The organism is Plantactinospora sp. CA-290183 (genome assembly GCF_050936375.1).
Taxonomy (GTDB): Bacteria; Actinomycetota; Actinomycetes; order Mycobacteriales; family Micromonosporaceae; genus Plantactinospora.
In genome coordinates this window covers 49,792-60,858 of the sequence record NZ_JBNJMX010000022.1, presented here as the reverse complement: position 1 = coordinate 60,858, position 11,067 = coordinate 49,792, and the positions used below count along the sequence as shown (strand labels likewise).

The window sequence follows — 11,067 nt, the reverse complement described above, 5'->3', positions numbered from 1 at the left end:
CCGGCTTCCGGAGGCGTACGGGCGCAGCCAGCCGCCGCCGATCGTGCCGCAACGGGCGTACGACCCGGCGTTTCGCACCAGCACCCCGCGCAACACGTACGTGCCGGTCGAGGAGTCGACGATCACCTTCACCCCGTACGGCGGCAGCGCGCCGGTGACCCTGCCGCTGCATCCGAAGGCGATCGTCGCCGACTTCGACCCGGAGTACGGGCGGCTGACCTACCTGCTCGGCACGGAACTGCCGAAGACCAGCGCGCTGCTCCAGACCACCATCCCGCTGACCCGGATCGATCCGCCGACCGAGGTGGTCTTCCCGTCCGACCCGGCGGTCCCGGTCGGGGCGCCCGGCGACGGCACCCAGCTCTGGAAGATCACCCACAGCGGGACCGACACCCTGGCGGTGCACTTCCACCACGTGAACGTCCAGCTCGTCAACCGGGTGGGCCGGGACGGCGCGATCAGGCCGCCCGAGCCGAACGAACTCGGCTGGAAGGAGACGGTCCGGATGAACCCGTACGAGGACACGATCGTGGCGCTCCGGCCGACCCTGCCCGCCCCGCTGCCGTTCAAGGTCTCCGACAGCGTACGGCTGCACGACCCGACCCAGCTGCCCGGCATGTCGCACGGCTGCACCCAGGTCAACCCCCGTACCGGCGAGCCGGCGATGGTGACCAACCGGCTGCACAACTTCGGTTGGGAGTACGTCTGGCACGGCCAGCCGCTCGGGCACGCCGACCAGCAGATGACCCGGCCGCTCGTGCTGCACTTCTCCCCGGCGGCACCCACCGGGCTCACCGCCAGGCCGTCCCCGGGCTCGGCCAGTGTGCTGCCGGCCATCGTGGTCACCTGGACGAACAACGCCCGGGGGCCGGCCGTCGGCGGCACCACCACCGCCGGCAGCCCGGCCGCCAGCAACAGCCTGGTGCAGCGCGCCACGGACGCCGCGTTCAGCCACGGGCTGACCAGCTTCGTCGTCCCGGCGACCGCCGGTGCGCACACCGACTCCACGGTCACCCCGGGGCTCACCTACTACTACCGGGTCCGGGCCGAGAACAACGTGGCGCACTCGGCGTACTCGAACACGGCCAGCGCGGTCGTCCACCTGGTGGCCCCGACCGGGCTGGTGGCGAGCGTGGCCCCGGGGCCGCCGCTGCGGGTCAACCGGGTCTGGACCAACCGCTCGTTCGCCACCACCGTGGACCTGCAACGGGCCACCAATCCCACCTTCACCAGCGGCCTGGTCACCACGATCATCCCGGTCGCCGGCAGTTGCCCGGACGCGCCGGTCGCCGCCGACACCACCTACTACTACCGGGTCCGGACCAGCTATCTGGGCGCCTCGTCGCCGTGGTCGAACGTCTGCACGGTGGTCACGCCGGCGGCGCCGGCCGCGCCGGTCAACCTCGTCGCGGTCAACCACACCGCCGCCTCGGGTCCGGGCAGCGCCACGGTCACCCTCACCTGGTCCATCGCCGCGACCAGCACGGTCACCGGCTTCGCCCTGCAACGGGCCACCAGCCCCGGCTTCGGCGGCGGGCTGACGACGTTCGCCGTCTCGGGGGCCGGCCGTTCGATGAACGACGCCGGGCTGGCCCGGGACACCGTCTACCACTACCGCATCCAGGCCACCAACGCCGCCGGCAGCTCCGCGTTCAGCCGGCCGGTCTCGATCCGTACGCCGGCCTGAAACCCTTCGCCGGGCGGGCGGTCAGGTGCTCGCCCCGGTCGGCCGGCCGACGGTCCGCAGCTCGGCGAGTCCGGCCGCGACGGCCCGGAGCAGTTCGGTGGCCTCGGTGAGCCGGACCACGGCACCGGGTCCGTGGTCCTCCCGGGCGTCCTCCGCCACGTAGCCGGCGGCCGCCGCGACCAGCCGCTCGTAGGCGCGGACCCCCTCGTCGAGCTGGACCGAGAGGCCGTGGTGGGCGGCGTCCAGCTCGGCCCGGGCGTCCGCCGGGGCGAGGCGCAGGGCCCGCTCCACGCTCGCCAGCCGCTGGCAGAGGTCGCGCAGGGAGTGTTCCGCCACCGCCGCCTCCAGCACCGCCGGCCCGGCGGGGCCGGTCAGCCGTCCGGCCAGGCCGTCCAGGGTCACCGTCGCCTCGTCCAGGCGCTGCCACGGCCCGGCCGCGGCCGAGCCCCGCAGCGCGATCCGGGCCCGCTGCCGGCGTACCTCCGTCAGCGCCTGGCGGCCGGCGGGCAGCCGCTCGACGGCGGCGACCAGCCGGGCCCGGGCCGCGTCGGTGGTGACCGGCTCGGGCGCGGGTGGCACCGGGAGCGCGCGCAGGGTGCGCAGGTCGGCCCAGCGCCAGACGGCCAGCACGACGGAGCCGCCGGCCGCCGCCGTCCAGCCGGCGTCGGGCAACCCCAGTCCCTGGTACGGCGTGAGCACCGCCGCCGCACCGCCGAGCCCGCCGGCCAGCACGCTCCACCGGCGGACGGACCGGCGCAGTGCGCTCAGCCGGCGCAGGTGGCGGGCTCGCAGATCGGCCACGTCGGACCCCTTCCCGGCAACGTACCCGACTCAGCCGGCGGCGTTGGTGCCACCGGTCGGCTTCTCCTTGGCCATGTTGGCCCGAATCTCGTCCAGCCGGGCGACCCCGGCGGAATCCGCCGCCGGGCCGGCCGGCTCGACCGCCGGGGCGTTGGCACCGCCGGCCAGCTGTTCCCCGGCCATGCTGGCGCGGATCTGCTCCAGCCGGGAGGATCCGGCGAGGTCGAGTGTGGACTTCTGGATCTCCAGCATCCGTCCCTCGACGGAGGAGCTGGCCAGCTCGGCCCGCCCCATGGCGTTGGCGTAACGCCGCTCGATCCGGTCCCGTACCTCGTCCAGCGAGGGGGTGTTGCCGGGGGCTGCGACGGCGGACATGGACTCCAGCGAGCGGGCGACGGTCTCCTGCATCTTGGCCTGCTCGAGCTGGCTCAGCAGCTTGGTCCGCTCGGCCAGCCGCTGCTGGAGGACCATCGAGTTGTTCTCGACCGCGCGCCGGGCCTGGGCCGCCGCGCCGATCGCCTGGTCGTGCAGGTTCTTCAGGTCCTCCGTCGACTGCTCGGCGGCGACGAGCTGGGTGGCGACGGTCTGGGCGCTCTGCTCGTACTTCGTCGCCTCGGCTTCGTCACCCGCGGCCCGGGCCCGGTCGGCGAGGACCAGCGCCTGCCGCGCCATCGCCTGGAGGCGCTCGACCTCGGACATCTGCCGGGAGAGCCGCATCTCAAGCTGACGCTGGTTGCCGATGACCGCCGCGGCCTGCTGGACCAGCGCCTGGTGCTGGCGCTGCGCCTCCTCGACGGCCTGCCCGATCTGCACCTTAGGGTCGGCGTACTCGTCGACCTTGGCACCGAACAACGCCATCAGGTAGCGCCAGCTCTTGACGAACGGGTTCGCCATCCCGGTATCCCCTCAGTGTCATCGCTCCGCCGACCGGCCGGCCGAGGCGTGTACGCCACGGCACGATCTCCATCGTCCCAGTCCCGCGCCACCCGGGCAGGGGACCTCAGGGGGATTTCCGCCGGACACGCGGCTGCGCGCCAACCGTAACGCGGCACACGCCGGTCGAGCCACCTGTTGGGCGCGGACGGCTCGGCGGGGCTGACGGGAACGGCCCCTGGCGCACCGCCGAGCGATGGAGAGGGGCCGTTCCGGACACCTGCCGCGGAAAGGGTCAGCCGACGCAGACGACGTCGCGTTCCTCGTTCTTGGGGCGGATCCGGCGGGTGGTACGCAGCGTCGTCTTGAGCGGCGACTGCTGCCGTACCGTCACCGACACCCTGCCGTCGGTCGCCACCGAGAGGTTGCCGTCGACCGGGCGCTGCCGCTTTCCGCCCTCGGCGAGCGGCCGCAGGACGGCATCGGCCATCGCCGGCCGCGACGCGGGTGCCTCCGCGTGCGCCGGCTGCCGGGCCGGCTCGGCCGGTGCCGACCGGCGGACCGGCTCGGGGCGGGTGGACGGGGCGGGGGCCCGCTCCGGGCGCGTCGCGTCGCCGCCCGTACGCCCGGCCGGAAGCCGCTCGGCCGCGCCCCGGTCGGGGACGGGCACCAGCACGTTCGGGATCTCCTCGGCCAGCTCCACCGTGTCGCTGACGTCGCGCAGCAGCTCGGAGAGGCGGGCGCCGAGGGCGTCACAGATGGCGGCCAGCAGCTCGCTGGAGGCTTCCTTCTGGCCGCGTTCGATCTCGGAGAGGTAGCCCAGGCTCACGTTCGCCGCCGAGGAAACCTCGCGCAGGGTCCGATGCTGCCCCTGCCGACGCGCCCGCAGCGCATCACCAATGACCCGGCGTAGCAGGACCATCGCACCTCCCCTGTCGCAGGACCATCCCCGGGACACGGGCGGGCCGGCGCCGTCGGCGTCGCCCCCGACCGCGGTGCGGAGGAAGCCCACAGCGTCAGCTGCCCGAGCCTTCCCGCAACCGTACCCGTTGTGGCCGTCCGCGACATCCCGCCCTGCCGGGCGAACAGGTCAGCGCGGTCCGGTCACCGGCTCCGGCGGGGGTAGGGCGTGCAGCCGGTCGGCGAGCAGGTGCAGCACCTCGGCCACCGCCCCGGTCCGGATCCGCAGCCGGCCCCCGTCGAGGTCGAGCCGGCGTACGTCGGTGCCACTCGGGCCGGCCACCGCCACGAAGACCAGTCCGACCGGGTTGCCGTCCTGCGGGTCCGGGCCGGCCACCCCGGTGGTGGCCACGCCCCAGTCCGCGCCGCAGCGCTTCCGGCCCCCCTCGGCCATCGCGACGGCCACGTCCGGGTCGACCGGGCCGCGCGCGTCCAGCAGATCGGCCGGCACGTCGGCGAGCGACGCCTTCAGGTCGGTGGCGTAGACCACGAGACCGCCCCGGTAGACGCTGCTCACCCCGGCGATGTCGACGACCGTCGCCGCCAGCAGCCCGCCGGTGAGGGATTCGACCGAGGCCAGCGTCTCCCCCCGTTCGACCAGGAGGTGCACCACCGCCGCCGCAGCGGTGTCGACCTCCCGCTGTGGTTCGCTCATCTCCGCTCCTCCCGTGCCGTCCCGCACCGACGTCAACGCCCCGTTGCCCGTCGACGGCTTCTCGGCGACGGTTCCCCGCCGGCGCCGGGCACACACGGTCCGGCCCCCGGATCACCCCGACGGGTCCGCCTCAGCGGGGAGCACGCCGCAGCCGCAGCGCCCGCACCACGTAGTCGAGCCCGGTCACCACGGTCACCACCACGGCGACACCGACGATCCACGGCCCGACCCCGGTCAGCGCGGCGGGTACGGGCCACAGGTACCAGACGATGGCCAGCGTCTGCACCGCCGTCTTCGCCTTGCCACCCCGGCTGGCCGCGATGACGCCGTAGCGGATCACCCAGAAGCGGATCAGCGTGACGCCGAGCTCGCGCGCCAGGATGACCACTGTTACCCACCAGGGAATCAGGTCATACCAGGAGAGCAGCACCAGAGCGGTGCCGGTCAGGGCCTTGTCGGCGATCGGGTCGGCCACCTTGCCGAAGGAGGTGACCAGGGCGTAGCGGCGGGCGATCCACCCGTCGACGAGATCCGTCACCGAGGCGAACGCGAAGGTCAGGCAGGCTGCCACCCGCCAACCCGGGTGGACCATGTCGGAGACGACCACCAGACCGACGAAGACCGGGATCAGGGCGAGCCGGAGCGCGGTCAGCCCGTTGGCCGCGTTGACGACCGGGACCGGCCCCACCCGGCCGGTCGGCGGCGCGTCAACGGTGGCGCCCACGCTCCCGGGCACCGGTTCGGTCGCCTCGGTCACGGCGTCATCCCGCCGCACGGGAGGAGACCGTCAGCGCGGCGCTGCCCCGACCGGCAGCCGCATTCCACCCCTGCACCGTGTTCACTCCGCCCCGCGTGGCGCCGCCGACATCATCTCGTCCGGTACGGCGAGCAGGTCGACGCCCTCCGTACCGGTCACGGTGGCGCGGACCAGGTCGCCCGGGCGGAGCGCGGCCAGGTCGACCCCGCCGCCGAGCGGCGCGACCAGGGTCGTGGAGCCGTCCACCTCGGGCGCCTGGTGCGCGGCCCGGCCCTCCACCACCCCGTCCTCGACCGAGTCGACCAGTACCTCGACGGTCGAGCCGAGCCGCTCCTCCGCCCGCTGCGCGCAGAGCTCGTCGGCGAGCGCCGAGAGCCGGTCGTACCGCCGCTTGACGGTGGCCGCGGAGAGCTTGCCGGGCAGGCCGGCCGCCTCCGTGCCGTCCTCGTCGCTGTAGTCGAAGACGCCGATCGCGTCCAGCCGGGCGGCGGAGACGAAGCGGACCAGCTCCTCGACGTCGGCGCGGCCCTCACCCGGGAAACCGACGATGAAGTTGCTCCGGGCGCCGGCCTCCGGGGCCAGTTCCCGGGCCGTGGCCAGCAGGTCGAGGAACCGGTCGGTGGAGCCGAACCGGCGCATCCGGCGCAGCACCGCCTCGCTGGAGTGCTGGAAGGAGAGATCGAAGTACGCGGCCACGCCCGGTGTGGTGGCGATCACCTCTACCAGGCCGGGCCGGGTCTCCGCCGGCTGGAGGTAGCTGGCGCGTACCCGGACGATGCCGTCGACGGCGGCGAGCTGCGGCAGCAGCTTCTCCAGCAGTCGCGGGTCACCCAGGTCCTTGCCGTAGGAGGTGGAGTTCTCGCTGACCAGGACCAGCTCGCGGACCCCGGACCGGGCCAGCCACTCCGCCTCGGCCAGCAGCTCGTCGGGCGAGCGGGAGACGAAGGCGCCACGGAAGGCCGGGATCGCGCAGAAGGCGCACCGCCGGTCACAGCCGCTGGCCAGCTTGAGCGACGCGACCGGGCCGGAGTCGAGCCGGTGGCGCAGCACCGGGCGCAGGTGCGCCGGGGTGTGCTCGTCCGCGACCAGGGTGCCGCCGGCCGGCCGGGCGGAGGAGGACGACGAGGCGTGGCCGGGCACCACGACCGCGCTGCCGTGCCGGGCCACCGGGGTCAGCGGCAGCAGCTCGCGCCGGTCCCGCGGGACGTGCGCGTCGATCCGTTCCCCGGCGAGCACGGCGTCGAGCCGGGACGAGATCTCCGGGTAGTCGTCGAAACCGAGCACCGCCTCGGCCTCGGGCAGGCTGTCGGCCAGCTCGCGGCCGTACCGCTCCGCCATGCAGCCCGCGGCGACCACCTTGGCACCGGTCTCGGCGGCGGCCAGCAGGGTCTGGATCGAGTCCTGCTTGGCCTTCTCGACGAAGCCGCAGGTATTGACCAGCACCACGTCGGCGTTCTCGCCGTCGGTGGTCACCTGCCAGCCGTCGGCGTGCAGCCGGGCGGCCAACTCCTCCGAGTCGACCTCGTTGCGGGCACAGCCGAGGGTGAGCATCGCGACGCGGCGGCCGGCGGTCGGTGCGGACGAAGTGGCGGACACCATCCGAGGGTACCGGTACCGTCCCGCGAGCCTTCCCGGGCGGGCCGCCACCGGCCAGGTGCCTCACTCCGGCGCGTCCACCGGCCCGGCCGCCGCCCCGGAGGAGTTCCCGGGCGGCTGGTCCAGCTCGCCGACCAGCCGGTCGAGCAGGAAGACCTCGCTGCCGGCCAGCCCCACCGAGCAGAAGAGCGTCACCTGGTCCGCCGTGGCCCGGCCGGGGACCGCGCCGGCCAGCACCCCGCCCAGGGACCGCAACCGACCGGCGTACGGCTCGACGGCGGCGAGCATCGGCGGCTGGTACGCCCCGGCCTGGGCCGGCGAGTCGGTGACCAGTACCTCAGCCCGGTCCAGCAGCTCGACCCCGAACTCGGACCGCCCGACCTGCTTGTGCCCCACCGCGCTGACGTGGCTGCCGGGGCTGAGGTCGGCGGCCGAGAGCACCGGGGTGGGGCTGGTGGTGGCGAGCACCACGAGGTCCCGGCCCCGTACCGCCCCGGTCGGGTCCTCCGCCGCCCGGGCCGCAATGCCCAGTTCCGCCCGGACCCGCGCGACGAACTTCTCCCGCCCGGCCGGGGTACGGCTGAAGACGGTGACCTCGCGCAGCTTACGGACCGCCGCGATCGCCCAGACCTGCGTCCACGCCTGCCCGCCGGCACCGATCACCCCGAGCGTGGCCGCGTCCGGCCGGGCGAGCGCGTCGGCCGCCACCCCGCCCAGCGCCCCGGTACGGCGGGAGCCGATCTCCTCCCCCACCGCGATCGCCCGGATCCGCCCGGTCGCGGCGTCGTGCAGCACCACCACCTGTTCGGCCTCGGCGTGCCCGAAGGTGTCGTACGAGCGGAAGCCGTACCACTCGCCGGTCAGGTGCCCGGCGGTCAGCACCAGGCGGCCCCCGGCCAGCGGTGCGGCGGCCCGGGGCGGTGCGACGAGCCGGCCGGCGTGCGCGGCGAGGAGGGCGTCGCGCATCGCCCGTACGGCGGTCCCGGCGTCCAGCCGGGCCGCCACCTCCGGATCGGTGACGAACAGGGTCATGACCCGATCCTCGTAGCTCAAGGGCGGTTGATGTCAAGTGGCGGCGCCCCCCTCTCCCGCCGTACCCGCGTGCGGCCGGACGGGCTCGGGTCGGCGGTCCGGTATCCGCCCGCAGCCCCGGCGTCGCCGCCGAGGGGTCAGTCGGCCGGGCGGAGGGCGGTCAGGGCCTCGTCCAGCTCGTCGGGCTTCACCAGGACGTCCCGGGCCTTGGAGCCCTCCGACGGCCCGACGATGCCCCGGGTCTCCATCAGGTCCATCAACCGGCCCGCCTTGGCGAACCCGACCCGCAGCTTGCGCTGGAGCATCGAGGTGGAGCCGAACTGCGAGGTGACCACCAGTTCGATCGCCTGCACGAGCAGGTCGAGGTCGTCGCCGACGTCCTCGTCGATCTTCTTCTTGTTGTCCTGCGCCGGCGCCAGCACGTCGGGCCGGAACTCCGGCTCCCGCTGGTCCTTGCAGAACTTGACGATGTCGTTGATCTCCGTCTCGGTCACCCAGGCACCCTGGATCCGGACCGGTTTGGAGGCGCCCATCGGCAGGAAGAGGCCGTCGCCCCGGCCGATCAGCTTCTCCGCGCCGGGCTGGTCCAGGATGACCCGGGAGTCGGCCAGCGACGAGGTCGCGAAGGCCAGCCGGGACGGCACGTTCGCCTTGATCAGGCCGGTGACCACGTCCACCGACGGGCGCTGGGTGGCCAGCACCAGGTGGATGCCGGCGGCCCGGGCGAGCTGGGTGATCCGGACGACGGAGTCCTCGACGTCGCGCGGCGCGACCATCATCAGGTCGGCCAGTTCGTCCACGATCACCAGCAGGTACGGGTACGGCCGGATCTCCCGCTCGCTGCCGGGCGGCGGCTTGACCTGGCCGGCCCGCACCTTGCGGTTGTAGTCGTCGATGTGCCGTACCCCGGCGGCGGCGAGGTCGTCGTAGCGCATGTCCATCTCGCGGACCACCCAGTCCAGCGAGTCCGCCGCCTTCTGGGATTGGTCACGATCGGCGTGACCAGGTGCGGGATCCCCTCGTAGTTGGTCATCTCGACCCGCTTCGGGTCGATCAGCAGCAACCGCACCTCGTCCGGGGTGGCCCGGGTCAGGATCGAGACCAGCAGGCTGTTGAGGCAGGAGGACTTGCCCGCGCCGGTGGCGCCGGCGATCAGGATGTGCGGCATCTTGGCCAGGTTGGCCACCACGAAGCCGCCCTCGATGTCCTTGCCCAGGGCCACCAGCATCGGGTGGTGGTCGGCCCCCGCCGCGCGGGAACGCAGCACGTCGCCGAGCGCGACGTCCTCCCGGTCGGTGTTCGGGATCTCCACCCCGACCGCGCTCTTGCCCGGGATCGGGCTGAGGATGCGGACGTCCGGGGACTTGACCGCGTACGCGATGTTGCGGGAGAGCTGGGTGATCCGCTCCACCTTCACGCCGTGACCCAGCTCGACCTCGTACCGGGTCACCGTCGGCCCCCGGGTGAAGCCGGTCACCGCGGCGTCCACGTCGAACTGGTCGAAGACCCCGGTGAGGGCGGCGATCACCTCGTCGTTGGCCCGGCTGCGGGTCTTCGGCGCGCTGCCCGGGCGCAGCAGGTTGGCCGGCGGCAGCGCGTAGTCGCCGGCCAGTCCGGTGAGCGCGAGCTGCTCGGCCCGGGTGGGCGGCGGCGAGTGCTCCGGCGGTTCGGCGACCTTCCGCGCGGCCGGCACCTTCGCCGCCGACCGCCGGGGCGGCGGGACCGGCTGCTCGACCGGCTCGTCGTCGTAGGCGTCGGGGTCGCCGTCGAGGGGCGTGGGGCGCGGCGCCGGGCGTCGGCGGGACCGCCGTGCATCGGCGGGCGCGGCGTCCTCCTCGGACTCGTCGGTCTCGTCGGTCTCCGACCGCGGCAGGACCGCGCCGGCCAGCAGCCCGAGCCGCTCCGGGATCTTGTTGATCGGGGTGGCGGTGACCACCAGCAGCCCGAAGAGCAGCAGCAGGACCAGCAGCGGGAACGCCACCCAGGCGGTGACCGCGTCCTCCAGCGGCTGGCCGACGCCGGCTCCGATCAGCCCGCCCGCGTAGTCCCGCTCCGTGTTGTCCAGCGGATCCTGGCCGATGTGCAGCAGCGCGGCGGTGGAGATGATGAGGGCGCTCCAGCCCACCAGCCCGCGGCCCCGGTGGTCCGGATCGGTCGGGGTGCGCATCAGCCGGACCGCGCCGATCAGCAGCAGGACCGGCAGCACGATGGAGATGGCGCCGAAGAAGAGCCGGATCGTGTCGGCGAGGCGGGTGCCGACCGGACCGGCCGAGGAGAACCAGACCGCCACCCCGCTCAGGATCGCGAGGCCGAGCAGGAACAGCCCGGCGCCGTCGCGCCGGTGCTCCGGATCGAGGTCACGGGCGGTGGCCGCCTGCCGCCCGGCCGCGCGCATGGCCCAGCCGACCCCGTGGGCCAGGCCCATCCAGGCCGCCCCGAAGGCGCGGCCGACGAAGACCGCCGGGCTGGTGCGCGGGGGTCGGCGGCGGGCCGCCGCGGCGGCGCGGCCCCGGGGAGACCGCCGGGCCGCAGGGGCACCGGCCCGGGTTCCGCCGGTACGGGACGCCCCGCTCCGGCGCCGGTTCGCCTGAGAGGAGGTACGGCCCGCCATAAGTTCACACGTTAGACCCGCCCGCTGAGGAATCCCCGCTTTTGCGGGCCGTGTCCGCCGGATTACCGTGCCGGCAGCCCCGTCACGGCCACCGG

At 74.4% G+C, this 11,067-nt stretch carries 7 protein-coding genes and 3 pseudogenes; 1 reads left to right on the top strand and 9 read right to left on the bottom strand.

Translation table 11 applies throughout. The features are described from left to right. Positions 1-1,687, top strand: a pseudogene (locus ACQEUR_RS21860) (hypothetical protein); the annotation flags it as partial. 21 nt (positions 1,688-1,708) lie between these two features. On the opposite strand, the gene pspM reads toward ACQEUR_RS21860, so the two are convergent. The 9 genes and pseudogenes from pspM to ACQEUR_RS21815 form a co-directional block, all read right to left on the bottom strand. Next, positions 1,709-2,488, bottom strand: coding sequence for a phage shock envelope stress response protein PspM (gene pspM, locus ACQEUR_RS21855; RefSeq protein WP_433034269.1), 780 nt, complete (start codon positions 2,486-2,488; stop codon positions 1,709-1,711). Positions 2,489-2,518: 30 nt separating this feature from the next. Continuing rightward, positions 2,519-3,382, bottom strand: a complete 864-nt coding sequence (locus ACQEUR_RS21850) for a PspA/IM30 family protein (RefSeq protein ID WP_433034267.1) — start codon at positions 3,380-3,382, stop codon at positions 2,519-2,521. 274 nt (positions 3,383-3,656) lie between these two features. Beyond that, on the bottom strand, positions 3,657-4,283 hold the full coding sequence (locus ACQEUR_RS21845; protein WP_433034265.1) for a helix-turn-helix domain-containing protein: 627 nt from the start codon (positions 4,281-4,283) through the stop codon (positions 3,657-3,659). A 168-nt stretch (positions 4,284-4,451) separates the two neighbouring features. After that, entirely contained in the window at positions 4,452-4,976 is a 525-nt protein-coding gene (locus tag ACQEUR_RS21840) for a CinA family protein (protein WP_433034263.1), read from the bottom strand. Positions 4,977-5,106: 130 nt separating this feature from the next. Continuing rightward, a complete protein-coding gene (gene pgsA / locus ACQEUR_RS21835) occupies positions 5,107-5,700 on the bottom strand; it encodes a CDP-diacylglycerol--glycerol-3-phosphate 3-phosphatidyltransferase (RefSeq protein WP_433034282.1) in 594 nt (197 codons plus the stop codon). Positions 5,701-5,814: 114 nt separating this feature from the next. Beyond that, a complete protein-coding gene (rimO, locus tag ACQEUR_RS21830) occupies positions 5,815-7,332 on the bottom strand; it encodes a 30S ribosomal protein S12 methylthiotransferase RimO (protein WP_433034261.1) in 1,518 nt (505 codons plus the stop codon). A gap of 60 nt (positions 7,333-7,392) precedes the next feature. Then, on the bottom strand, positions 7,393-8,361 hold the full coding sequence (locus ACQEUR_RS21825; protein ID WP_433034259.1) for an ornithine cyclodeaminase family protein: 969 nt from the start codon (positions 8,359-8,361) through the stop codon (positions 7,393-7,395). 137 nt (positions 8,362-8,498) lie between these two features. Continuing rightward, a pseudogene (locus ACQEUR_RS21820) lies at positions 8,499-10,165 on the bottom strand (DNA translocase FtsK); the annotation flags it as partial. 68 nt (positions 10,166-10,233) lie between these two features. Beyond that, positions 10,234-10,972 (bottom strand): annotated as a pseudogene (locus tag ACQEUR_RS21815) (DNA translocase FtsK 4TM domain-containing protein); the annotation flags it as partial. Positions 10,973-11,067: the final 95 nt, after the last annotated feature.

Coding starts and splice junctions, on each gene's coding strand:
- ACQEUR_RS21850 (WP_433034267.1), bottom strand. CDS start 3,382: ATGGCGAACCCGTTCGTCAAGAGCTGGCGCTACCTGATGGCGTTGTTC.
- ACQEUR_RS21845 (WP_433034265.1), bottom strand. CDS start 4,283: ATGGTCCTGCTACGCCGGGTCATTGGTGATGCGCTGCGGGCGCGTCGG.
- ACQEUR_RS21840 (WP_433034263.1), bottom strand. CDS start 4,976: ATGAGCGAACCACAGCGGGAGGTCGACACCGCTGCGGCGGCGGTGGTG.
- rimO (WP_433034261.1), bottom strand. CDS start 7,332: ATGGTGTCCGCCACTTCGTCCGCACCGACCGCCGGCCGCCGCGTCGCG.
- ACQEUR_RS21825 (WP_433034259.1), bottom strand. CDS start 8,361: ATGACCCTGTTCGTCACCGATCCGGAGGTGGCGGCCCGGCTGGACGCC.